This is a genomic window from Sphaerisporangium sp. B11E5 (assembly GCF_039871875.1).
Lineage (GTDB): Bacteria > Actinomycetota > Actinomycetes > Streptosporangiales > Streptosporangiaceae > Sphaerisporangium.
Genome location: NZ_JBDPMD010000004.1, coordinates 91,205 through 114,195 on the forward strand (window position 1 = coordinate 91,205; position 22,991 = coordinate 114,195).

Below are 22,991 nucleotides of genomic sequence, written 5' to 3' on the forward strand. Positions count from 1 at the left end.
CCCCCTCGCGGACCCTGTTCAGATCCGCCAGGGCATGTGCTGAAGGGTCCAGGTGTTCCCGTCTGGGTCGGCGAAGTACGCGTAGGTGACCCCTCGGCCCATGTCCTGGATCTCGCCCACGTCGGCACCGCGTTCGACCAGGGTGGCGCGAGCCTTCTCGATGTCGTGGACCACCAGGTGCAGCCCGCGCTGGCTGCCGGCAGGCATCTCCATGAAGGGGAGACCCGTGGTCAGGGAGATGGAACAGGCGGAGCCGGGCGGGGTGAGCTGGACGACGCGGACCCCCTCGGCGGGGGCGATGTCGACGTCCAGGGTGAAGCCCAGCCCGATGTAGAAGTCCTTGGCCCGGTCGACGTCCGCGACCGGGATGGGGACGAGTTCCAGGAGGAACGCACCGGGAAGGACAACAGGGTTCTGCGGGGTCTCGGTCATCACGAGGTGCCTTTCGTATCGTCGAGCAGCGCGGCCAGGCGGTCGTACGCCTCGCCGGCGCCGCGTTCCATGGGAGTGCGGAGAACGCTGTCGCGGATCTCCTGCGACGGGTACCGCACCGTGGTCGTCATCTCGGTGCGCCCGTCACGCTCGTCCAACAGGGTGGTGACCAGGGCCGCGCCCTCGTCCCACCCGTCGTGCACCTCGGTCTGCACCAGCCGCGCCGGTGCCTCGACCTCCCGGTACACCCCTCTCATGCCCATCTCGGCCCCACCCGGGCCCCGGGCGACGAACCGCCACGCCCCGCCGGCCCGCAGTTCGACCTCGCACACCACGAGCTGCCACCCCCGGGCCCCGTGCCACCGCCGCAACAGCTCCGGCCGCGTCAACGCGTCGAAGACCAGCCGGCGCGGCGCCGCGAACCCCCTGCGCAGCACCACCTCGACGGCGGACGGCGTGCTCACCACCAGGCCCTCAGGACGGATCACGGGTCTCCTCGTCCTGAAGCTCCGCCAGCAGCCCGTCCAGCCGCCGGTAGCTCTCCTCCCAGTAGTCCCGGTAGTTCTCCAGCCACCGCGCGGCGTCCCTGAGCGGCCCCGCCTCCAACCGGCACGGCCTGCGCTGCGCGTCCCGCCCCCGCGAGATCAGCCCGGCCTTCTCCAGCACCCGCAGATGCTTCGACACCCCAGGCTGGCTCATGGCGAACGGCGCCGCCAGCTCCCCGACGGTGGCCTCCCCCCGTGCCAGCCGGGCCAGGATCGCCCGCCGCGTGGGATCGGCCAGCGCCGCGAAGGTCGCGTCGAGGACATCGGCAGTCATGTGAGTAACCTCTCGGTTTAATAACTAGATGGTTTTATACGAGACCGCCCGGCCCCGTGTCAAGGCTCGGAGCCGCCGCCGCCGGCCCGCCCGCCCTGCCCGCCGGCCGCAGGGGAAACGTAAGGTTCGCCCGTTGATGAGACGTTCGATGGCTTGTTCGGGATATGGGTGCCATATGGCATTCTGATGTGCTCTGGCACCGCTTAACCGATGAGTGGGAGATCGCCCATGTGTTATCGCGTCAAGTATTGATTGCCGCTGTAATCCGATCCTCCGTTTCTTCTCCGGAAGTCCAGGGAATGGTGAGCACCGCTCCCGGGTCCTCGGAGAGAAATCCCCGCCCGTAAAAAACAGAGGGATTTCTGAGGTCTCGCCGCTTGCCGCCCCCGTAATGTGATGGGATGGTGAGCTGGATTCACTACCGATCGTAGTCGTTCGTGGTCAACCTGGTAGAGCGTCATTTCGATCAGTCGCGGATTCGCTACGAGCGGTGAGGGTGTTCCGTGGATGATGGCTGACCGTGCGACAGGTGTCATAGAGCTGAGCGGTTCTCCGGAGTCGGTTTCCCTGGCACGTGAATATGTGAAGACCACGATCGGCGCGGACCACCCCGCCGTCGACGACGTGACGTTGCTCGTTTCGGAACTCGTCACCAATGCCGTCGTCCACTCCGATTCACACAATGGCGGAAAGGTCACCCTCACCGTCACGGACGGCGCAGGCCGGATACGCGGAGAGGTCCGCGACGCGGGCGGCGACACGGTGCCACGACCGTGCAACGACATGCTGGCCGAAGGCGGCCGAGGTCTGCTCCTCGTCGACCTGATCTCCACGCGATGGGGGGTCGAGGACGACATCGCGGGCCGCGTCGTCTGGTTCGAGCTGACCTACGACGTGATGTGAACCGATCAGGGTTCGCCGATCACAATTCGTGCATCGGTGGTGCCGCATAGCAAGCGAAGCCGGACTATGTCGGGTGTGAAGTGGTGGAGCGGCCGAGGCCGGACATTGCGCGGAGTGCTGGCCCTGACGGTGCTTGTGGCGGTGGTCGCGATCGTGGCCTGGGGTGTGGACCCTGGCGCCGGGAACAATTTCGCGGACCTCGCGGGGGTCGCACTGACCGCGGCCGCCGCGATGGCCGCGGTGGTGGCGTGGCTTCGGCGGGGGAACGGTCCGGCGTCCGAGGTGAATCCGGATGATGCGGCAAATGTCCTGGCCGCGCTTGTACGAGACCAGTGGCGCACCGAAGCGCGACTGCGGGCGGTGGACAGTCCCGAACCCATTCCCGTGATCTGGCAACTGAGCGCCAACACCGCCGTGATGAGCAAGCCTCGTCTGATCAGTGACGACCCCGAACCGGTCTTCACCGGCAGCAGCGCCGACATCGCCGACATGGCACGTCGGTTCCGGTCACTGAAACGACGGCGCCTGGTCATCACCGGCGGCCCCGGCACCGGCAAGACCACCCTGGCGGTGCAACTGCTGCTGCGGCTACTGGAGACCCGGGAGGCTGACAAGGCGGCGGCCGGCGACGGGGAGACGGTGCCGGTCCCGGTGCTGCTGCCGGTCTCCGGATGGGACACGGGGTCACATCCTCGATTACAGGACTGGCTGACGGTACGGCTGGTGCAGGACTATCCGGCCCTGTCGTCTCCGCGACTTGGCGCGGGGGTTGCGGGGTCGCTCGTGGCGCGCGGGTACATCTTGCCTGTCCTGGACGGACTGGACGAGATCCCGGGGGATCGCCGGGCAGATGTCATCAAAGCATTGAACGACTCGCTCGGCGCGGACGACCAACTGGTGCTGACCAGTAGGAGCAGAGAATTCGCGACTGCCGTCCCCCAGGCAGGTCAGGCCCTGCATGGCGCGGCCGTCATCACTCCCAAACTGCTGACTTCGGTGGCCGCAGTGGCCTACCTCGAGGCGTGCCTGCCGGGAAGGCCGTCCTCGACATGGCGGACGGTACTGGACGCCATCGTGGCCGGAACCGTGCCCGGACTGGCCACGGCCGTGTCCACCCCGCTCGGCCTATGGCTGATCCGCACCGTCTACATCGGCACCGGCGCCGACCCCTCCCCCTTGGTCGGCCCGCTCGGTGAGGACCACGCCGCCCTGCGCGCCCACATGATGGACCATCTCGTCCCGGCACTTCTCCAGGCCCGGCCGCCCAGTGCGGAGGCCGCGGATCACTTCCGCCCCCGCCGCCGATGGGACCCCGTGGCCGTCCGGCGCTACCTGCGCTATCTGGCGCGCGTGTTCCCACCGGACGTCACCCGGGACATCGCGTGGTGGCACCTCGCCCGTACCCTTCCCGGCTTCCGGTCGGCCGCGGGGGTCGCGACGGCGCTGGTGAACGTGGTGCTGCACGGATTGCTGCTGGGCCAGGGGATGGGCATCCTGGTGGCGGCTCGCTTGGGGGCGGGCAGGTGGCCGTACGCGGCGGGGACAGCGACGTTGATCGGAATGGTGGTCGGCCTGGTGTTCGGGGCGGTGTTCGGCCTCAGGGTCGGGCTGCCCGAGTTGAGACCAGGCGCCGGGACGGAGCCGGACCGCGCCACGAGGTCACGAGTCTTCCTCCGCCGTCTGGTTCTCAGGGTCGCTATCGGGACACCGCTCGGACTCGTGGTGTACGTCCTGATCGGCGTGGCCGCCGGCGGCGAACCCGGAACCAGACCACTCGGGATCACCTTGGGACTCGCCGCCGGTCTGGCGGTCGTGTTCGCGTCCGCCGGAAGGTGGGACCACGAGGAGCCGGGCTACGCCGATCTGAGCCTGCGTCGAGGTGCGGCCCTGCGTGGTCTCGGGCGGAATCTCGCACGTTGGCTCGTCATAGGGCTAAAGGTAGGACTCATGTTCGAGCTTCTGCGTCTGGGGGCCGTCCTCAGCTACGGCACCGCCGGTTCCCTGCTCCTGATCGCGGTGGGGGCCGGTCTCGCGGCCGGCTTCGTGACCGGCGTGGTCAGATGGGCGGAGGAGCCGGCTCTCGTCTCGATCATGACCCCGCGGCTGAGCTGGCGCTCCGACCGGACCCTCACCATGGTCCGGATGCTGATGCTCGGGTTGATACTCGCGGTCTTGCTCACACTTCTGTTCTGGAGTTGGCTGCCCGCCATGCCGGGGGCGGACGTGGCTGTCGGCACCACGTTGTTCGTGTCGGTCGGGCTGGCCTTCGGCATGGTGCTGGGACTGACCAGCGGGAGGCACCACGCGTGGCTTGCCTTCGCCGTCGCCGCGGGAACGCTGGCGCTGCGGCGGAAGCTCCCGTGGCGGCTGATGGGCTTCCTGGAGGACGCGCACCGGCTGGGGGTGTTGCGGACGGTCGGCCCCATCTACCAGTTTCGCCACGCTCAGTTGCACGACCATCTGTCCGGTGGTCCGGGCACGGCACCTGTGCCCGGACAGGTGGTCGTCCGTGCCTACGACAGGGTGCCGGAGGCCGAGTAGCGGAAGCTGGTGCTCGTGTCGCCTGCCTTGACCGTCACGCGGGAGGAGGTGCAGGTGACGTCGGCGTCGCCGGTGCCGGGGACGGTCAGGGTGAGCAGGGACGGGGCGGCGGGGGAGACGATGACCGACGCGGGGACCTTGCGCATGTAGGAGGGGGAGATCCAGCCCTGGTACGGGCTGGTGCGGCCCTTGACCACGGACTGGCCTGAGATGGGCTTGCAGCCGGGCATGGCGACCTGGAGCACGGTGGCCTTCCAGCCTGACTTGTCCGTCACGACCACCCGGCCGGCCTTGGTGGAGACGGGGGTGAGGGACGGGTCCAGGTGCCAGTAGTTGCGGGTCTGGGCGCCGGGGGCGGTGTCGAGCACGGCCATCAGCGGGTCGTCGTGGTCGACGAGAACGGAGCGGTGGCGTGCGACGCCGTAGGCTTTGTCGGTCAGCTTGTAGGACTGGCGGCCGGGCTTGACGTTCGACGCGACCAGGGAGCTGGCGGTGCGGCCGCGGAACGGCTTGCCGACCACGACCGGGACGTTGTGGGCCTCGGGGGACATGGTCCAGTAGCGGTAGCCGGTCCGCTCATAGGAGTGGAACCCCGCCTCCACCAGGATGTCGCGGCCCTGCGCGTAGTACGTGACGCCGAGGTGGTCCTCGTGGCCGTGGAACTTCAGGCCGGGGCCGAAGCGGATCGAGTAGTACGACGACTCGGGCTCGTCCCACTTGGTGCGGCCGAAGACGTAACCCGCGTTGAACACCTTCACCGTCTGCTTGGGGTGGTCGAAACCGGCCGGCTTGACGTCGGCGGCGCCGTCCCCGATGGGGACCATGAAGCCGTTCGGCTGGGTGGCGTGGGTGATGTAGTTCTCCAGGCTCTCCCACCGCTTGGCGATCTCGGCCGGCACCTTGCGGCCGCAGTCCTTCATGGACTCCATGCCGACCTTGAGCCGTTCGTACACGTAGATGCCGTACCGGGGGGCCTGCTCCTGCAACGCCCCCTGGCTGTCCACGTCGAGCCGCACGGTGCCGGTCATGCGGCGGATCGCGAGGTCCGCCCACTCCTTGTGGCCGCTGCGGCAGCCGAGGCGCAGCAGCGCGATGTCCTGGTCGAGGCCGTGGTTGTGCCCCTTCTCGTACTTGGCGGGGTCGGCCAGCTCACGCCCGTGGTCCACCATGCTGCGGGTGAGCCAGGACGCCTTCACGTGCCTGCTCAGGCACACCAGCACGGGCGCCCGCAGCGCGATCGGGTGCTCCTCCCAGGCGTACCGGCTGGTCCGGGAGCCGCCCTTGGGGTTGCTCTCCACCCAGCTCTTGATCAGCTCGGTGGCGCGATCGAGGTACGCCTCCTTGCCGGAGGTCTCGTAGTCGGCGACCAGCCGTCCGACCCAGCGCAACGAGGAGAACACCATGTCCCACGACCGGTTGCCGAACGGGCTGCGGTTCCAGTCGACCCTCTTGCCGATCTTCACAGGCGGCAGGTCGAGGAACTGCACCTCACCCGCCATGACCTGCTCGGACGTCGGCGTGGCAGGCAGCCAGTCCCCCTGGCACTCCGCCGTCTGTCTCACCGCCACCGGCGCGGCGGCGGCCGGTACGGCCTGGACGGCGCCCACGAGGACGAGACCGACAAGAATCGCAAGGGTCCGGCGGGGCACAGCCAGTTCCTTCCATGGGGGGCGGCGAAGCCGGATCATGCTGTCGGATCCCTGACGAACGGGTCAAGTCGCATAGGTCCCCAGGAACACATCGTTAACAACCAGTTGTCCTGGGAAAGAGCAGCCTCGGGTACGCCCCGCCCCGTCACGGCGGGGGCAGGGCGGGGCGTACCGGGGAAGTGGAATTGCGGTCATGTTCCGGCCGCAATGGCGGGCACTATGGGAGACATGGCGAACACCAGCTCGCGGACCTTACGACTGCTCTCGTTGCTCCAGACCTACCGTTACTGGCCGGGCGCCGAGCTGGCCGACCGCCTCGGCGTGTCGGCGCGTACCCTGCGGCGGGACGTGGACCGGCTGCGGGAGCTCGGCTACCCGGTCACGGCCAACCGCGGTGTGGACGGCGGTTACCAACTCTCCGCCGGCGCCGTGCTGCCGCCCTTGCTGGTGGACGACGAGGAGGCCGTGGCGCTGGCCATCGGGCTGCGGATGGCGGCCCAGGGCGCGGTCTCCGGCATCGGCGAGGCGTCGGTGCGAGCCCTCGCCAAGATCGTCCAGGTGATGCCCCCGCGGTTGCGCCGGCGCGTGGAGGCCCTGCGGACCGCCACCGTCCCGCCGGTGTGGGGCAGCGGGCCGACCGTGGACGCCGTCGCGCTCACCACGATCGCCCAGGCCTGCCGCGACGAGGTGCGGGTCCGCTTCGCGTACGAGGCCCGCGACGCCGAGCGCACGGACCGCTACGTCGAACCGCACCGTCTCGTCCCGCTCGGCCGCCGCTGGTACCTGGTGGCTTACGACCTGGTCCGCCACGACTGGCGCAGCTTCCGCCTTGACCGCATCTCCGACCCCGTCCCCACCGAGGAGCGCTACCGCCCACGAGACCTCCCCGCCGAGGACGCCGCCGCCTTCGTCCGCCAGGGAATCGACGTCGCCTTCGCCCCCGTGCACGCCGTGGAGGTCGTCGTCCACGCCCCCGCCGCCACAGTCCGCCGCACCACGGCCAACTGGGCCGGCGTGGAGGAGATAGACGAGCACAACTGCCGTGTCGTAATGAACACGGAGAACCTGCACTGGCCCGCTCTGCTCCTCGGCTCCATAGGGGCCGACTTCGAGATCGTCTCCCCGCCGGAGCTGGCCACCCACCTCAGGGAGTGGTCGGAACGGTTCGCCCGCTGCACAGCATGACGCGGCGGCACCTCCACTCGTGATGAAGGTGCCGCCGCGCCATGGGTCAGGAAGCGCTACAGGAGAGTGTGGGTGTGGCCGCGCTGCCGCTCGCGGTGAAGCCGAACGTGGTGGTGCCGTTGGCCGCCAGCGAGCCGTTGTAGGCCTCGTTGCGCACGCTCACGTTCGATCCCGAGCCGGAGCGGACGCCGTTCCACAGGCTGCTGATGTTCTGCCCGCCGGACCAGCTCCAGTTGACCGTCCAGCCTCTGATGGCGCTGCTGCCGGCGCGGACGGTGACGGAAGACTGGAAGCCGCCGGGCCAGGAGTTCACCGTCTGCATCGTGGCCGAGCATCCACCCGGGTCCACCGTGGGGGTCACCGTCGGCGTGACGGTCGGGGTGACCGTGGGCGTCGGGGTGGGCGTCGGGGTCGTGGTGCTCTGGAACTGGGAGACGAACCGCCAGACCTCGTTCTTGGTCCACGTCTGGGCGCCGTTGTCGCCGCCGCTCCCGTCCACCGGAGCGGGCCCGTGGCCGCCGTCGAACGCGGCCCAGACGACCGGGTACCCGGCCCGGCATCCCGAGTACTCGGTGGTGATGTGCGTCCGGCTGCCGACGGCCGGCTCGCGCGGGCTCTGCGGCGTACAGCCGTTGTTCTGGACGAACCTGTCACGCAGCGCCCGCCCCTGGGAGATGTTGAGCACGTTGTCCGAGAGGCCGTGCAGTCCCATGTAGGCGATGGGCTGGGTGCCGCCGCTGCATCCGCTGAGCTGCGCGCCGGCGAACACCGCGACCGCGCGGAAGACCGACGCGCGGCTGCACGCCAGGGAGAAGCTCATGCCGCCGCCGTAGCTGAAGCCCATGGCGAAACGCAGCGAGGGGTCGACACACAGGTCCGCCTCGACCTGGCGCAGGATGTCGTCCATGAAGACGACGTCCTCGCCGCCGCTGTTGGCCCAGCCGTTGTTGAAGCCCTGCGGCGCGATGAAGATCGTGCTGTTGTTGGACAGCTGGCGCTGGCCGTAGTAGGACCAGACCGCGCCGCTGCTGCCGCCGGAGTCCACGTCGTTCATGGTGCCGTTCAGCCAGTGCAGGCCGATGATCACGCGGTAGGGGTTGTTGTTGTTGTAGTTCGCGGGGATCCGCAGGATGTACTGGCGATTCTTGCCGCTGGTCGTGATGTTCCGTGTTCCGCTGGTCAGCGTCGGGTTCTTCCCGCATCCCGCGGTACCCGCGAGCGCGGCCGCACTGCCGGCCGACGCGGCCTTCGTGCCACTGCTCATCGCCGCGTGACCTGTGGCGAGGACGACCACCGCGGCCAGGGCCGCGGCACCGAGGACGGACCTATGCTTTAACATTTGCGATTCCCTTTGCTGGCCGTAGGGGACCGGATCGGTGATGACCAGATGGTGCGGGCGTGCCTTTCCGTCGGGGCATGAAAGACCGTTCTCGACGTGGAGCCAATGTGTTAGCGCTAACAGTCGGTAGACAATTCGCAGTGCGCCGCACATGCGATGAGGGAAGGTTGTGCGAGGGGAGCAAATACGACCCGACAGCTCATGTCAAGGAGTCCGTGTCCCGGCGGCGGGGAGGCGATCACGGAATGGCCGCTCCCATAGTTCCTGGCCAGGGGAGGTGTGGATACGCTCTCCGGTAACGACGATGAAACTTTCGTCCTCACCGTGCCGGTCAAGGGGCGGCAGGGTTCCCCTCGATGATCATGATGTGCCGTGGATAATCGCTGGTGGAGACCGGTATAAATGTTTCTGTGAATTCGCCGATGGTTTCACCCGGCTTAGGCGCATTCAAAGGCATAATCATGCCTGTCCCGCCGACGGCCGCCTCGAAGGATGAATCGCCGAATTCCGTCTTTCGGGTACGCGGCCGATCCACGCGGAAATCTGTGTTCCGCGCTCATCTGCCGGCACCGCGCGGTCAGCGAATTCGACGGGCCGCGACGAAGCGACCGGTGATGACAGCCGCCAGGAAGGCGTCATCACGTGATCGGACTCCGGCAGCCGGGAAGGGCGGCGCCGCCGCCCGGCTTGTTTCGGGCGATCCCGGAAACTTTCATAACCCCTTCGCCCTCGGTCCGGCCTCTCCTCGAAGGGCATCTGATCAGGCCAGACGCCCTCTCGGGCCTCTACGGTCCGAGATCGTGTTTCTGGGATATTTCCGAAAGTTGTTGACAGCTTGTCGTGACGGGACGAACACTGTCGCCGTCGGCAGGACGGGCTGCCGACCCGGGCCCCGGGTCGTGGTCCGGCCTACCCAGTCGCCGAGTGGACGGCGACCTATCCCTGCCGCGCTGTGCCACGCCGAACGCGGTGGCCGTCCCCCCGGCCGCCGGCGGCCTGTCGGGGTCATGTCACGCCGCCTGGCCTCCCGATCGATCCCCAGCGAGAAGGAAGCACGCAAAATGAACGACGTCCCCAACCAGTCGAAGAGCCGCAGACGCGGCCGGATCAGCCTGCTCGCAGGCCGTGTGACCGCCGTGGTGGCGGCCGCCGTCCTCGCGGTCGTCCCCGGCATCGCCAACGCGGCCATCACGACCAACCAGGAAGGCACCAACAACGGGTACTTCTACTCGTTCTGGACCGACAGCCAGGGCACGGTCTCGATGGAGCTGGGATCCGGCGGCAACTACAGCACGTCCTGGCGCAACACCGGCAACTTCGTCGCCGGCAAGGGCTGGAACCCCGGCGGGCGCCGGACCGTGACCTACTCGGGCAGCTTCAACCCCTCTGGCAACGCTTACCTGACCCTGTACGGCTGGACGCGCAGCCCGCTGGTCGAGTACTACATCGTCGACAACTGGGGCACCTACCGGCCCACCGGTACCTACAAGGGCACCGTGACCAGTGACGGCGGCACGTACGACATCTACCAGACCACCCGGTACAACGCGCCGTCCATCGACGGCAACCAGACGTTCAACCAGTACTGGAGCGTCCGCCAGCAGAAGAAGACCGGCGGCACCATCAACGCGGGCAACCACTTCGACGCCTGGTCCCGCGCCGGCATGCCTCTCGGCAACCACTACTACCAGATCATGGCCACCGAGGGTTACCAGAGCAGCGGCAACTCCAACATCACGGTCGGCTCCGGCGGCAGCGACCCGAGCCCGACCAACTCGCCGCCCCCCAGCGGCAGCGGCACCCAGCTCAGAGGCGTCGCCTCCAACCGCTGCGTCGACGTGCCGAACTCCAGCACCACCGACGGCACCCGGGTGCAGCTCTACGACTGCCACAGCGGCAGCAACCAGCAGTGGGCCTCCAACTCGTCCCAGGAGATCCGCGTCTACGGCAACAAGTGCCTCGACGCCGGAGGCTCAAGCAGCGGCGCCGGCATCCAGATCTACTCCTGCTGGGGCGGCGACAACCAGAAGTGGCGCCGCAACTCCGACGGCACCATAGTCGGCGTCCAGTCCAACCTGTGCCTGGCCGCCGTCAACAACGGCACCGGCAACGGCACCCAGCTGCAACTCGCTTCCTGCCAGAGCGGCAACACCAGCCAGAGGTGGAACTTCTCCGGCTGACCCCCCACCCGACGTCCCCGGCGCACCACCGCGCCGGGGACGTTTTGTGCTCGACGGCGTGCCGATCTACAACGAGAACGCCGGCTACTTCGGCTGGAACACCTTCGACGACCGGACGTCCTCCATCTGCGTGGGCTGACGGCAGAGGCCTCCCCGGTCAGCCGGCGGGTGGAGTGCCGATGACGGACGTACCGAGGACCAGCTGGACGGCGGGGTCGCAGCCGAGAAGTTCCTCGAGGAGCTGGTCACGCAGGGCCGCGGTGAAGGGAGGGCCGCCAGACTTACACGGTGCTCTCGACCGGCTGAATCACGCGGCCGGATGCGGCTGTGATCGGCCCCCACATGGCCTGGGAGTAAAGAGATGAATAAGTTCTTGTCGTCCATGGCGCGCCGGCGGTTTCGCCTTCTGGAAACCCGCGTACCATGCGAGTCGCCGCCTCCCGGAAAAATGTCGCCAATCAATGAGGGCCACGTGAAATGTTCGGCCGACTGGTTCTCGGGATCGCCGTAATAGCATGTACCGTGCCGGCGCCGCTCAATTCCGCTGCGGCCGCGGCTTCGCGTGACGAGCGCTCGTTCGACTACGGGCCGGCGGACCTCACCGCTTATTGGCGCCCGCTACCGTCCGGCACCCGGCCCGTCGTCATCATGGTCCACGGCGGGGGATGGCGGAGAGGCAGCCGAGGCTGGCTGGCTGTCCACGCGAGGTACATGGCCGATCGTGGATACCGAGTGTTCAATCTGGATTATAGGCTACGAGTGCCTTGGCCCGCCCCTCGAGACGACCTTGCGGCAGCCTACACGTGGATCAGGGAAAGGGCAGAGTACTTCGGTGCAGATATGTCCAAGGTCGTACTTTTTGGTGAATCCGCCGGGGGGCACCTGGTAACCAATTTCGGGACATTGGGACGCGGGGGATACAGGTTCCGTGGAGTTGTCGGCATGTCGCCGGTGGCCGACCCGCAGATGGCCTACGAGGACGGCACCAGGCCGAACGCGTCTGCTCACGACAAGGTGCTTCGCGAGGCGGCCCTCATCCTCGCCGGTGGATGCGAGCCGACGGTATGCCCGCACACATGGCGGTCGATGGCGTCGAAAACGGGCGCAGGCAGATATGACCCGCCGATGTTGCTCGTCCATGCGGCAGACGAGTGGGTTCCGGCGAAGCACTCGCGGGAACTGTGTGCGGTGCTGGCACGCAACAGCGTGCCATGCGCAGTGACGGTGTATCCAGGCAGTGATCACGCCATGGACCTCTGGGATGAATCCAGCGACGCCGTGATGTCGTTCATTGAGTCGGCGACGAATTCCGCGGAAGAGCAGGTCCAGGGTGACGGCTGCGCACCGGCCCTGCTCGTCCGCCCCTGCGCCGTCATGGCTGTCCCAGGAGCGGGGCCGTTCTGAAGTCGGGTCCGCGATCGCCGACCGGCACCGCCGCACTGGCTCGCGGACGCTTCGGCATGCGAGACCGGCACTGATGCCCCTTCGTGTGTGCTTGGGAAATGTAGAGAATTCTCATGGTCTGGCCTAGAAGGTCATCGTTCTTGGCTGAAGCCCGAGTTCGTCGGGTTCCATGATATTCAAAAATCGGGCATATCGGGTGAATGCCTAACTGGACAACGATGGTGCGCCCGGGCGTCGCACCCAGTCGGTCACCGTCGCCATCGGCCCAGGTGGCCGCAGTCACAGCAGGGAAAGTTTGCGCTATCAACGGTGATCGCTCGTATTTGGCGGGTATGTCGAGGTCGGGCACGCCTGAGTGCCGGTTTCTTTTATCGGACTCCGGCAGGTGCCGAGCGTGACCGGAAAATCTATTCGCCACCGATTGCCGACCCGCCCGAGAGGCAATTTACGATCGGCATCTCGAGATTGGGGAGGTGTGCTTTGCCGTGACCCTGCACCACGAATTCATGCTCAACGACGAGGAGATGGCACTGCTGCCGACCGGGGACGACGTTCGTTTTTATCGGGAGCACGGCTGGTACTTGTCCAACCGTTTGTTCAGCGACGAAGAGATCGACGAGGTCGGTGAAAGCATTGACAGGTTCTATGCGGGGTATCGGGATCGGAACCTTCCCCGGAAGCCGCCGGCGGTGGCGTACTGGGAGCCCGAGCACGGCGATGTGCAGAGGCATAATGACTACATTCACTACGAGAATGCGACGGTACGCCGAATTCTTTGCAAGCCGCTCATGGGAGCTGTCGCGGCCCGGCTGATGGAATCATCCGAGGCGAGGATCTGGAGCAGTACGCTGATCTACAAGCCGGCTCGCGGGGACGAGTCGACCAACGTCGTGCCCTGGCATATCGACCTCCATCACTGGCAGGTCTGCACTTCAGAAAATCTCGTCACAGCCTTCATTCCCATGCATGATTGCCTCGAGGAGCACGGAACCATCCGTGTGATCGACGGCAGTCGCCGATGGAAGGACCTCCCCTCCGAAGAGGACGACGACGAAACGCAGCACTTCGCCAATCGCCGTCCCGATACGCTGGAAAGAAGTCTCGCGCGGAACGCGGAGTACAACAATGCCGAACTGCGGAAGATCTCAATAGAGATCGACAAGGGCAGGGTGAGCTTCCACCATTGCAGGACCTACCACGGTAGCGGGCCGAACGTGAGCGGGGAGTCACGGCGCGTGGTCACGGTTCGTTTCCAGGATCGAGACAATGAGTACAGGGAATTTCGTCGGCCCAGCGGCGAAAAGGTGGTCTACAGTCATGACGACCTGGTTCGCAGAACCGCAGACAATCGTCCTGACTATTCCGACCCGGATTACTGCCCGGTGGTCTGGCGGGAGTCGCTCCCTCCGCACGTCGTCGATCGGCCGTCCGCCGCCGCTCTGGGTTCTGCCGGAGGAGCGGAAGGCGCGAAGGGAGAAAGGCGAATCTCCCGCCCGTAACGTTCAGGCGCTGGATCTGCGAATCGACGAGAGGGAGGAGTCATGGCCGTGAACGCGCCGCGTATGCGGGGTGCGTTGGACGCGGTGCCTGCATTCGAGGCCGGCCTCAGCCGATTCGGGCCCGTGCAGCATCGGATGAATTTCAACGAGAACCACTTCGCGCCCTTGCCGAGTGTGCTTGACGCCGTGCGCGAGACCGCCGCGGGTTTCAACCGCTATCCCGACATGTTCAACAGCACGTTGATCGAGGCCATCGCGGGGCACTTCTCCGTGATGCCGGAGAACGTCGCGATCGGTGCCGGTGGGGCGGCGGTGCTGCAGCAGCTCCTCCTGGCTGCCGTGGACCACGGGGACGAGGTGGTGTTCCCATGGCTGTCGTTCGAGGCATACCCGATCCTGAGTTCTGTCGCGGGGGCCCGGCAGGTCCGCGTCCCGCTCTCGGGCGTTGATCAGGACCTGGTGGCGATGGCCGAAGCAATCACTGATCGTACGCGCCTGGTGTTCGTGTGCAATCCGAACAACCCGACCAGCACAGCTGTGAAACAGGATGCCTTGGACAGCTTCATCGACAGCGTGCCGGAGCGCGTACTGATCGTCCTCGATGAGGCATACCGGGAGTTCGTACGGGCCCCTGAGGTCCCGGATGGCATCAGCCGATATCGCGATCGGCCGAACGTCGCGGTGCTGCGCACTTTCTCGAAGGCGTACGGACTCGCCGGGCTGAGGGTCGCGTTCACCGTGGCGCATCCGCTGGTCGCGAGGGCAGTACGCAAGACGGCACTGCCGTTCGGCGTCACCCGGCTGGCCGAGCGGGCCGCCGTCGCTTCCCTCCGCGCGGCGGATGAGCTGTTCGCGCGCGTGGAGACCATTGTGAAAGAACGTGAGCGCATGCGGGGTACTCTCCGCGAACAGGGATGGCCGGTCGCTCGATCGGAGGCCAACTTCGTCTGGCTTCCCCTGGCCGAGCGGTCCGCCGCCTTCGGGGAGGCATGCCGGCGCAAGGGGGTGTTCGTCCGGGTGTTCCCAGACAACGGGGTCCGGATAACGGTCGGTGAGGACTCGGCCAACGATGTCGTCCTGTCGGTCGCGGCCGTATTCGCTCGTCGATGAGATCCCGCACCTCTTCCCGGGCCCAGGCCCCCGCGCGTGCCGAGTCCTGCGCTGATCCACCCCGTGGACTCCGCATCGAATTCGCCCGCCAAGCGATGCCGGACATCTGAGCGGGCGGGATCGCCGCGGCCCCGGGAACGAGACCATGAGGTGTCGAATGCGTAGTGCGTGGAGGAGAAAAGCCGAACCTGCCGACGGCAAGCCATCGCCGATCATGCTTGCGATCCTCATCTCGTTGAGCATCGGCGGGCTGATGTCCTCAGACATCAACCTGCCGGGCATCAACATGACGGCGGCTTCTTTGGACGTGCCCGTGTCCGCCGTCCAGGCATCGTTCGGGCCATATCTCATCGGACTGCTGGTGGCGCAATTGTTCTACGGGCCGCTGTCCGACGCGCGGGGCCGCCGGCTCTCGATCGTCATCGGATTCTCCGTTTACGCACTGGCGTCCCTGGCCTGTGCGTTCCCTGCGAACATCACGGTCTTCACGCTCGCCAGGCTGCTGCAGGCGCTGGGGGCCGGTGCCGGCCTGGTCGTCGCGCGAGCGATGATCGGCGACCTGTACGACCGCAAGACCGCCGCGCGCGTACTAGGCTTGATCATGCCGTGGATGGGTTCCTCTCCGGCCTTCGCGCCTTTCATAGGCGGCTATCTGACCGAATGGTTCTCCTGGCGGGCCCCTTTCCTGTTCACCACCGGCCTGGCCGCTCTGACCGTGGTCGCGGTACTGTTTCGCTTGCCCGAGACCCGCCCCCCCGAGGCACGTACGAGTCACCTTCGGCAAACCGTCGGCAACTACCGGAAGTTGATGAACAGCCCGGCCTTCTGGCGTTATGGCGTGAACCTGGCGGCCGGGTACGCTGTGTACACAGGCTATCTCGTGGGTTCGCCGGTCATTTTTCACAAGATGGGTGTCAGTGTCGCGGAGAACGGCTATTGCTACATCCTCATGTCGATTGCTTTCATAAGCGGCAACCTGATTTCGCGGCGGCTGGTGAAGGACACGCCCATCGACACGTTGTTGATGCGGGCCTACCTCATCTTCGCCGGAGGGTCACTGGCCTTTTTGTTGTTCTGTCTGTACTCCCCGCTGAACTTCTGGCCGATGCTCATCCTGATGGCCGTCGTCAACACGGGAAACGGCTTCATCTTCCCGCTGTCAGTGGCAGGTGGAGTAACCGCGTTTCCGGCATTCCCGGGCGCGGCCTCCGGCCTGCTCGGAGCCTGTCAGATGGGCGGCGGCACAATCGCGTCCCTCATCGTCAGCGCAAGCTCCAAGGACAGCCGAAGCATGAGTCTGTTCGTGACGGCCTGCGCGATAACCGGTGCAGCGGCATTCCTAGTGCTCCGCCGGCCGGCTCAGCCGGCGGCGAGGCCCCGGGCCGGAGTCAGGCGAGGGGATACGGGAGCCGCCGAAGGTGCACAAACGTAGGAAACCTACAGGTGGCCCGGGATATGGGGATCAAGGAAAGGACGCTGGGCAAATGGGTGACGACGGCCCGGGACGGCTTAGCTGAGGCACTTGATGCATCGAAGAGCTGCCACTCTGCTCGGACGGTTTCTATGCACCTGATCGTCTACGTCAGAAGGTGAGTCCACACGCAACTCGGCGGGGTGACGAGGTTGCCCTTGGACCTGGACAGGCGCCGGGCCGCTTCCGGTGCTCCAGTTCGGCCTGCGCCACCGCGGTGCGGAAGGTGACGTCCCACAGCGTCGGTGCCTCGGCCAGGCATGCGAGACAGGGATCTTTGGGGCAGACCCCGGTGGGAGTGCTCACCTACATCATGGTGGTCGGGTGTTCTCGGAGGCGTCGACCGTCTGGGTAGACAGATGCCATCGGCACCAGACCGTCTTTCCCTGGGGATCGGCGAGCGGGATGACGCCGGTGTCGTGGACGAGGGACTTGACGATGGTGAGGCCGCGGCCGTGGACGGCCTCGATGTCGAGGTCCAGGTGGCGGGGGAGGCCGGAGTCGTGATCGGTGACGCGGACGGTCAGGTCGGTGCTGGTCAGCCACAGGGACAGACGGATCGGCGGACGGCCGTAGGTGACGGCGTTGGCGAGAAGCTCACCCACGGCGAGGATGACGTCGTCGGCGAGGTCGGACAGCGTCCAGGTCGTGAGGACCTCTCTCACCATGGCACGGATCTCGCCGATCATCGACGGGTCGTCGGTCAGGTCCCAGCAGGCCATACGCAGGTCGTCGTGGTGCGTCTCGGACATCGGTGCTCCGTGAGGCGTGAGATGGGGAGTGTGGGTGGACCGGGGGACAGGGCTCGCGCCGACGGCCGTGTCCGAGGTGGCGGCGCGGGGGACGAGGAGGTACGGGGCCGTCCGCTCCGCTTCACGCATCAGGTGGCGGAGCTCCTCGGCGGTGCTCGCCTTGAGGAGCAAGGGGCACGGCGACGACCAGGTGGCGACGGCGTAGAAGCGCCGCGAACCGACGCCGTACCAGATCGACCACGCGGGTTCCATCAGGCCCAACCCGTGAGCCGCGGCCCTCTGGTCCGCGTCCCACGGCCGCGTGGGTGACTGAGCGCGTACCGTCCCCGGCCGATGGCGTCCTCGTGAGCCGGCCCGGAGTACCACGCCCCGGTTCATGTCGCCATCCCTCTCGTACGGCCGGTGTCATGTGTTGCGGATCGCCTGTACGGCGGGTTACCGGCTATCTTTCGGCGCATTAGGGTGCCGATGACAGGCTTCCTGGGAAGTGACACTGTCGTGCCTTGCCGATAGGGCATGCCTACGATAGCGACAGAAGATCGCTGCCAATCGATCTTCAATGTGCGCCTCCTTGTCCGGATATATCTGGTGGTTGCATCCACTAATTCACAGCGCATACACGCGTACAATGCAGCGCTGGTCATGCGCTCCTCGGTGCTCTTCACAGGCTGACGCCAGACAGCTATTTTTTGCATCCATATCGCGCCACACTGCAGGGACACTTCGTAGCAACGGTGTGCCGGACTCTGTGCCGGTGTAGCTTTCGGCGAGGGACGGGGATGACGACGATGACGTCTCATGAGCAGAAGACGCCTAAAGAGACTCTCGCCTTCTTTGGCACAGAGCTACGCAAGTACCGGCAAAAAGCTAATTTCTCTCAGGACGAGCTGGCTGCGGCAACCCGATTTAGTCGTAGTCTGCTGGGTTTCATCGAGCGAGGTCAGCGCACGCCGAGCCGTGACCTGGTCGAGCGGTGTGACCAGGTGCTGGAGGCCGGCGGGGAGTTGGTACGCCTCTGGGTCCATCTGAGCGGAGACGTGAACCCTCTTTGGTTCCGTGGTTGGCTCGGTGTCGAACAAGAGGCGCATACGCTCCACACCTGGCAACCACTTGTAGTGCCGGGGCTGCTGCAAACCGAGGACTATGCGCGGGCCATCCTTCGCGGCAAAGCTGGCATACGCGAGCATGAGGTCGAAGGTTACGTATCTGCGCGGATGGAGCGCCAGGCAATTCTTACCCGGGATATGCCACCGATGCTTTGGGTTGTACTGGATGAAGGGGTACTGGATCGTCCGGTCGGCGGACAAGAGGTGATGCGTCGTCAAATGGAACGGCTCCTCGTTGCCGCCATGTCTCCTAGGATCGCCATCCAGATACTCCCGAAGGCCTTGGGCGTCACGACGGGGGTTCTTGGTGGCTTCGTCATCGCACAGCTTCCCGGTAGCCCGGATACTGTGTACCTCGAATCCGCGCTAAACGGCCAAGTCACTAATTGTCCGGAGGATGTCGAAGCCATCCGCGCTACATACGACACGATTCGGGTGCAGGCCCACCCACGTCACGTGTCCACTGAGCTGATCAGAGAGGCGGAGAAACTATGGACCTGAACGACGAGCTGCGGAGTGCGGCGTGGCGTAAGGCGACCAAGAGTGGCCCCAACGGCGGGGACTGTCTTGAAGTGGCTCCGTTGCGGGGGGGACGGGTGGGGCTGCGGGATACCGAGGCTCCGGAGAAGGCGCCGTTCGTGGTGAGTGCGAGTGTGTGGGACGCGTTCATCGATGGTGCGAAGAAGGGGGAGTTCGACTTCTGACGTTCGGGGTCGCGCGAAGCAGCCCTTGGCGGGGGAGGTGGCCAAGGGCTGCTGAGTGGGGGGTGGTGCCGGGTCAGCCTTCCTTGAGGGTGCGCTGCCAGGCGTGGATGGACTGCTTGTACGGCTCCGGCATGGGGAGGGCGGGGATGTCGGCGTAGTCGAACAGGCCGGCCTTTTGTGTTCGTTGCTGCTGCGTGGCTGTTCGCGGCCGGTGTAGGTGGTGCCGTAGGTGACGATGAACGTGTGCCGTAGCCTCGTGATCTCGTGGACCCAGGTGTCGATGATGTCCTCTACGGAGACAGTGAGGTCCAGTTCCTCGTACACCTCGCGGCAGACGCACACCTCAGGGGTCTCGCCGACCTCAAGCTTGCCGCCGGGGAGTTCCCACTCGTCGCGCTCGTTCATGAGCAACGGGATCCTTCCCGCCATGTCGATGACCAGCTTCACCGAGATCGGCAGTTGGTACTCGAAATAGCCGGGGTTGCGCTCGACAAGGTACTCAGGCATGCCGTTGCTGCGGAGGCGGTCAGGACCGTCCATGGTGAACTCCTGTTCTCGTGGTCAAAAGGACGGCCGCCACGTCGTCGGCGCTCTTGAAATGCGCACCTGTCGCGCCGGCCGGTCGCCGGGCCTCGTGCCGCCGGATCAGGGACGTGACGCTGTCGAGTCCGTCGCGCCGCGCGTGCCGGCCGAGGCTCTGCCAATCGGGGGAAAGCCGGTAGTCGTTGACGGCCCGCGCGAAGCCGTCGGTACACAGCAGGACGGTGTCCGCCTGCCGAGTCGGGACGGTCCGCCGGTGGATCTGGAAGACACCTGCGGGGTGCGCGGAGAAGACCGACTCCTCATGGACACCTCTGATGTACTCAAGGCGCCGCTCGAACATGTCGGCCACGACCTGGTCCCTGGTCTGCGCGGCCGACCTCGACCGGTGGACCGCGGCGGCCTCACGCCGGTCGAAGAAATCGGTGCTGACCTCACAGGTGAGGCGATCTCGCGCGAAGGCGAGCAGCACGGCGTCACCGATGCGGCGGTCCACGGCTTCGCCGTCGGACACGGCCAGGCCGATCGAGCAGCAGGGATGGTGACGCAGGTCGTCGGTGGCGACGGTGGCCAGCTCGTCGCGTACGGATCTCCAGTGCAGTGAGGGGCTGCTGCGTGGTTCCGATTCAGAATAAGTGCGAATCAGTGAGACAGCGAGGATTCGGGTAACGGGCCGCTCACAATAAGAGAGGCCGCCGGGATTGGTGTCGCGGAAGCGATCCACCGGCGGCCGTGGCGGTGCGAAATATTTTCGCGGTCAGTCCTTGCGGCCGGCGCTTTCGACGACCTCGAAGGACCACAGTTCTGAGCCGGTGGCCGCTTGGCCGTGGCCGTGGCCTCTTGCCTCGGTGGACGCCTGGGCGTGGCCGGCTTGGAAGGACTGGCTGTTCTGCCAGTTCTGGAAATCCTCTTCGCTGCGCCAGCGGGTGTAGACGAGGTAGCGATCGGTGCCTTCCAGGGGGCGGAGGAGTTCGAACCACTCGAAGCCGTCGGAGGACTCCACCATTCCGGCTCGGTTGGCGAAGCGGCGTTCGAGCTCCGTGCGCATCTCGGGTGGGACGGTCAGGACATTGATCTTGACGACCGAGGGCACCGGGACCTCCTCAGATAGGCAGTGGGGACAGCTTATGATCCGGCGGTGGCGGGGCGGGGGACGGTGTGCCCGGGAGGTTCGCGGGCGGCACTAGCCTTGGAGCGTGCGTATCGCGAGGTTTTCCACAGGTGACGGTGCCGCGTTCGGGGTGATCGAGGGGGCGGCCGGGGCGGAGTTCGTGTCCAAGATCGACGGCCATCCGATCGGTGAGGTGCGGTTCACCGGGGAGCGCTACCCGATCCAGGAGATACGGCTGCTGGCGCCGATCATCCCCAACAAGATCATTGCGGTGGGGAAGAACTACGCGGCGCACGCGCGTGAGATGGGCGGGGAGCCTCCGGAGGAGCCGCTGATCTTCAGTAAGCCGTCCACGTCGGTGGTGGGGCCGGGGGACTCCATCGCGTATCCGCACAAGCTGTCGGAGCGGGTGGACTTCGAAGGCGAGCTGGCTGTGGTGATCGGGCGGCTGTGCAGGGAGGTGCCGGTCGAGCGCGCCAGTGAGGTGATCTTCGGGTACACCTGCGCGAACGACGTCACCGCGCGTGACCTGCAACGCAAGGACGGGCAGTGGACGCGGGCCAAGGGCTTCGACACGTTCTGCCCGCTCGGGCCGTGGATCCAGACCGAGCTCGACCCCGCGGACCTGGCGATCACCACGACGGTGAACGGCGAGCTGCGCCAGAGCGCGCGCACGTCCCAGCTCATGCACGACATCCCCAAGCTGATCGCGTACATCACCGACGTCATGACCCTGCTCCCCGGCGACGTGATCCTCACCGGCACGCCGGAGGGGGTCGGGCCGCTGGAGGACGGCGACGAGGTGAGCGTCGGCATCGAAGGCATCGGCACTCTGACCAACCGGGTGGTTCCCCGTGACTGACATACGCGTGCGTTTCGCGCCGTCCCCGACCGGCATGTTCCACGTGGGCGGAGCACGTTCGGCACTGTTCAACTGGGCGCTGGCGCTGCAGCAGGGCGGCCGTTTCGTGCTGCGCATCGAGGACACCGACGCGGCGCGCAACCGTCCCGAGTGGACCGAGGGCATCATCTCGGCCCTCGCGTGGATCGGCATCCACGGCGACTCACCCCACTTCGAGGGGCCGTACTTCCAGTCCGCCTACGAGGCCCTGCACCGGGAGACGGCGGCCACGCTGCTCGCCGGCGGGCAGGCGTACCACTGCACCTGCACCAGGGACGACGTCAAGGCGCGCACCGGCTCCGACTTCCAGGGGTACGACGGCTACTGCCGGGACCGGGGGCTGAGCGCGGGTGCCGTGCGGTTCCGCACCCCGGACGAGGGGGTGACCGTGGTGGACGACCTGGTCCGCGGCAAGGTCGAGTTCCCCAACCAGGCCATCGAGGACTTCGTGATCGTCCGCGGGGACGGCTCGCCGCTGTTCGTGCTGGCCAACGTGGTCGACGACATCGAGATGCGGATCACGCACGTGGCGCGGGCCGAGGAGCACCTGTCGAACACGCCGAAGCAGCAGTTGTTGTGGGAGGCGCTCGGCAAGACGCCGCCGGTATGGGCCCACCTTCCGGTCATCGTCAACGAGAAGCGGCAGAAGTTGTCCAAGCGGCGCGACAAGGTGGCGCTGGAGTCGTACCGGGACGAGGGGTACCTGCCCGAGGCGATGGTCAACTACCTGATGCTGCTCGGGTGGGGGCCCGGGGACGACCGCGAGATCATGCCGTGGTCGGAGATGGTGCCGCTGTTCTCGTTGTCGGACGTGAACCCCTCACCGGCCTTCTTCGACGAGAAGAAGCTCAGGGCCTTCAACGGTGAGTACATCCGCGCGCTCCCCGTGGACGTCTTCGCCGCGCGGTGCCGTCCGTGGCTCGACCCGAGCTGGGACCTGGACACGTTCGGCCGCCTGGCCCCCCTGGCCCAGTCCCGCATCGCCGTGCTGTCGGAGATCACGGCGCAGGTCGACTTCCTGTTCCTCACCGAGCCGGTCTTCGACCAGGCGAGCTGGGACAAGGCCATGAAGCCCGGCGCAGCCGACATCCTGCGCGGCTACCTGGCCCGCCTGGAGACCGTCTCCTTCGACCCCGAGTCGTTGAAGACCGCCCTGGAGGAGGTCGGCGTCGACCACGGCCTGAAACTCGGCAAGGCCCAGGCCCCGGTCCGCGTGGCCGTCACCGGCCGCACGGTGGGCCTGCCGCTGTTCGAGTCCATCGAGGCCTTCGGCCGTGAGCGCACCATGGACCGCCTCCGCACGGCCCTGGCACGCCTCTCGGCCTGAACCCCGGTGTCAGGCTTT

At 66.6% G+C, this 22,991-nt stretch carries 21 protein-coding genes and 1 pseudogene; 12 read left to right on the forward strand and 10 right to left on the reverse strand.

Annotated elements, in window-relative coordinates:
- Positions 1-18: 18 nt before the first annotated feature.
- From ABGB17_RS05955 to ABGB17_RS05965, 3 genes are read right to left on the reverse strand one after another with little or no spacing between them, the layout of a single operon-like run.
- A complete protein-coding gene (locus tag ABGB17_RS05955; RefSeq protein ID WP_347626775.1) occupies positions 19-432 on the reverse strand; it encodes a VOC family protein in 414 nt (137 codons plus the stop codon).
- Complete coding sequence (locus tag ABGB17_RS05960; protein ID WP_347626776.1) at positions 432-920, reverse strand: SRPBCC family protein; 489 nt, start codon at positions 918-920, stop codon at positions 432-434. The genes ABGB17_RS05955 and ABGB17_RS05960 overlap by 1 nt, the downstream gene beginning before the upstream one ends.
- A complete protein-coding gene (locus ABGB17_RS05965; protein ID WP_347626777.1) occupies positions 907-1,251 on the reverse strand; it encodes a metalloregulator ArsR/SmtB family transcription factor in 345 nt (114 codons plus the stop codon). Before ABGB17_RS05965 ends, ABGB17_RS05960 begins: the two co-directional genes overlap by 14 nt.
- Positions 1,252-1,758: 507 nt before the next feature.
- Between ABGB17_RS05965 and ABGB17_RS05970 the strand changes: the two genes are divergently transcribed.
- Both ABGB17_RS05970 and ABGB17_RS05975 read left to right on the forward strand, forming a co-directional pair.
- Complete coding sequence (locus ABGB17_RS05970) at positions 1,759-2,154, forward strand: ATP-binding protein (RefSeq protein ID WP_347626778.1); 396 nt, start codon at positions 1,759-1,761, stop codon at positions 2,152-2,154.
- A 114-nt stretch (positions 2,155-2,268) separates the two neighbouring features.
- Entirely contained in the window at positions 2,269-4,695 is a 2,427-nt protein-coding gene (locus tag ABGB17_RS05975) for a hypothetical protein (protein WP_347626779.1), read from the forward strand.
- On the opposite strand, the gene ABGB17_RS05980 is transcribed toward ABGB17_RS05975, so the two are convergent.
- Positions 4,668-6,344 carry a heparinase II/III family protein gene (locus tag ABGB17_RS05980; RefSeq protein WP_347626780.1) on the reverse strand — a complete coding sequence of 559 codons (1,677 nt, stop codon included), beginning with the start codon at positions 6,342-6,344 and terminating at the stop codon, positions 4,668-4,670. The genes ABGB17_RS05975 and ABGB17_RS05980 overlap by 28 nt on opposite strands.
- A 228-nt stretch (positions 6,345-6,572) precedes the next feature.
- On the opposite strand from ABGB17_RS05980, the gene ABGB17_RS05985 reads away from it, so the two are divergent.
- Positions 6,573-7,529, forward strand: a complete 957-nt coding sequence (locus ABGB17_RS05985; protein WP_347626781.1) for a YafY family protein — start codon at positions 6,573-6,575, stop codon at positions 7,527-7,529.
- A gap of 46 nt (positions 7,530-7,575) precedes the next feature.
- Here the strand turns inward: ABGB17_RS05985 and ABGB17_RS05990 are convergent, their stop codons facing one another.
- The gene (locus ABGB17_RS05990; RefSeq protein WP_347626782.1) at positions 7,576-8,868 is read right to left on the reverse strand and encodes a cellulose binding domain-containing protein; all 1,293 of its coding nucleotides are present in this window, start codon (positions 8,866-8,868) and stop codon (positions 7,576-7,578) included.
- A 331-nt stretch (positions 8,869-9,199) separates the two neighbouring features.
- Entirely contained in the window at positions 9,200-9,403 is a 204-nt protein-coding gene (locus ABGB17_RS05995) for a hypothetical protein (protein ID WP_347626783.1), read from the reverse strand.
- A 526-nt stretch (positions 9,404-9,929) separates the two neighbouring features.
- Here ABGB17_RS05995 and ABGB17_RS06000 point away from each other — a divergent pair.
- The 5 genes from ABGB17_RS06000 to ABGB17_RS06020 all read left to right on the forward strand — a co-directional run bounded on the left by ABGB17_RS06000 (position 9,930) and on the right by ABGB17_RS06020 (position 16,493).
- Positions 9,930-11,048: a glycoside hydrolase family 11 protein gene (locus ABGB17_RS06000; protein ID WP_347626784.1), complete on the forward strand. Its 1,119-nt coding sequence runs from the start codon at positions 9,930-9,932 to the stop codon at positions 11,046-11,048.
- Positions 11,049-11,525: 477 nt separating this feature from the next.
- Complete coding sequence (locus ABGB17_RS06005; protein ID WP_347626785.1) at positions 11,526-12,452, forward strand: alpha/beta hydrolase; 927 nt, start codon at positions 11,526-11,528, stop codon at positions 12,450-12,452.
- Between the two features lie 485 nt (positions 12,453-12,937).
- Entirely contained in the window at positions 12,938-13,951 is a 1,014-nt protein-coding gene (locus ABGB17_RS06010) for a phytanoyl-CoA dioxygenase family protein (protein WP_347626786.1), read from the forward strand.
- A 42-nt stretch (positions 13,952-13,993) separates the two neighbouring features.
- A complete protein-coding gene (locus ABGB17_RS06015) occupies positions 13,994-15,061 on the forward strand; it encodes a histidinol-phosphate transaminase (RefSeq protein ID WP_347626787.1) in 1,068 nt (355 codons plus the stop codon).
- Positions 15,062-15,218: 157 nt separating this feature from the next.
- Entirely contained in the window at positions 15,219-16,493 is a 1,275-nt protein-coding gene (locus ABGB17_RS06020) for a multidrug effflux MFS transporter (RefSeq protein WP_347626788.1), read from the forward strand.
- Between the two features lie 350 nt (positions 16,494-16,843).
- Here the strand turns inward: ABGB17_RS06020 and ABGB17_RS06025 are convergent, their stop codons facing one another.
- Positions 16,844-17,536: an ATP-binding protein gene (locus ABGB17_RS06025; protein ID WP_347626789.1), complete on the reverse strand. Its 693-nt coding sequence runs from the start codon at positions 17,534-17,536 to the stop codon at positions 16,844-16,846.
- Positions 17,537-18,063: 527 nt separating this feature from the next.
- Here ABGB17_RS06025 and ABGB17_RS06030 point away from each other — a divergent pair.
- Entirely contained in the window at positions 18,064-18,891 is an 828-nt protein-coding gene (locus tag ABGB17_RS06030; RefSeq protein ID WP_347626790.1) for a helix-turn-helix transcriptional regulator, read from the forward strand.
- On the forward strand, positions 18,882-19,094 hold the full coding sequence (locus ABGB17_RS06035) for a DUF397 domain-containing protein (protein WP_347626906.1): 213 nt from the start codon (positions 18,882-18,884) through the stop codon (positions 19,092-19,094). Before ABGB17_RS06030 ends, ABGB17_RS06035 begins: the two co-directional genes overlap by 10 nt.
- 234 nt (positions 19,095-19,328) lie before the next feature.
- Here ABGB17_RS06035 and ABGB17_RS06040 read toward each other — a convergent pair.
- The 3 genes and pseudogenes from ABGB17_RS06040 to ABGB17_RS06050 all read right to left on the reverse strand — a co-directional run.
- A pseudogene (locus ABGB17_RS06040) lies at positions 19,329-19,634 on the reverse strand (NUDIX domain-containing protein); the annotation flags it as partial.
- Positions 19,621-20,148 (reverse strand): hypothetical protein, encoded by a 528-nt coding sequence (locus ABGB17_RS06045; protein ID WP_347626791.1) that lies wholly within the window; start codon positions 20,146-20,148, stop codon positions 19,621-19,623. The gene ABGB17_RS06045 and the pseudogene ABGB17_RS06040, both read right to left, overlap by 14 nt.
- Positions 20,149-20,391: 243 nt before the next feature.
- On the reverse strand, positions 20,392-20,727 hold the full coding sequence (locus ABGB17_RS06050; RefSeq protein WP_347626792.1) for an antibiotic biosynthesis monooxygenase: 336 nt from the start codon (positions 20,725-20,727) through the stop codon (positions 20,392-20,394).
- A 103-nt stretch (positions 20,728-20,830) separates the two neighbouring features.
- Between ABGB17_RS06050 and ABGB17_RS06055 the strand changes: the two genes are divergently transcribed.
- Positions 20,831-21,607 carry a fumarylacetoacetate hydrolase family protein gene (locus tag ABGB17_RS06055; RefSeq protein ID WP_347626793.1) on the forward strand — a complete coding sequence of 259 codons (777 nt, stop codon included), beginning with the start codon at positions 20,831-20,833 and terminating at the stop codon, positions 21,605-21,607.
- Complete coding sequence (gltX, locus tag ABGB17_RS06060; protein WP_347626794.1) at positions 21,600-22,973, forward strand: glutamate--tRNA ligase; 1,374 nt, start codon at positions 21,600-21,602, stop codon at positions 22,971-22,973. The genes ABGB17_RS06055 and gltX overlap by 8 nt, the downstream gene beginning before the upstream one ends.
- Positions 22,974-22,991 lie beyond the last annotated feature (18 nt).

Excerpts from the sequence above, each read along its gene's own strand:
- ABGB17_RS05955 (WP_347626775.1), bottom strand. The coding sequence starts at position 432 with ATGACCGAGACCCCGCAGAACCCTGTTGTCCTTCCCGGTGCGTTCCTC.
- ABGB17_RS05965 (WP_347626777.1), bottom strand. The coding sequence starts at position 1,251 with ATGACTGCCGATGTCCTCGACGCGACCTTCGCGGCGCTGGCCGATCCC.
- ABGB17_RS05970 (WP_347626778.1), top strand. The coding sequence starts at position 1,759 with ATGATGGCTGACCGTGCGACAGGTGTCATAGAGCTGAGCGGTTCTCCG.
- ABGB17_RS05985 (WP_347626781.1), top strand. The coding sequence starts at position 6,573 with ATGGCGAACACCAGCTCGCGGACCTTACGACTGCTCTCGTTGCTCCAG.
- ABGB17_RS05990 (WP_347626782.1), bottom strand. The coding sequence starts at position 8,868 with ATGTTAAAGCATAGGTCCGTCCTCGGTGCCGCGGCCCTGGCCGCGGTG.
- ABGB17_RS06000 (WP_347626784.1), top strand. The coding sequence starts at position 9,930 with ATGAACGACGTCCCCAACCAGTCGAAGAGCCGCAGACGCGGCCGGATC.
- ABGB17_RS06005 (WP_347626785.1), top strand. The coding sequence starts at position 11,526 with ATGTTCGGCCGACTGGTTCTCGGGATCGCCGTAATAGCATGTACCGTG.
- ABGB17_RS06015 (WP_347626787.1), top strand. The coding sequence starts at position 13,994 with ATGGCCGTGAACGCGCCGCGTATGCGGGGTGCGTTGGACGCGGTGCCT.
- ABGB17_RS06020 (WP_347626788.1), top strand. The coding sequence starts at position 15,219 with ATGCGTAGTGCGTGGAGGAGAAAAGCCGAACCTGCCGACGGCAAGCCA.
- ABGB17_RS06025 (WP_347626789.1), bottom strand. The coding sequence starts at position 17,536 with ATGGAACCCGCGTGGTCGATCTGGTACGGCGTCGGTTCGCGGCGCTTC.
- ABGB17_RS06030 (WP_347626790.1), top strand. The coding sequence starts at position 18,064 with ATGACGACGATGACGTCTCATGAGCAGAAGACGCCTAAAGAGACTCTC.
- ABGB17_RS06035 (WP_347626906.1), top strand. The coding sequence starts at position 18,882 with ATGGACCTGAACGACGAGCTGCGGAGTGCGGCGTGGCGTAAGGCGACC.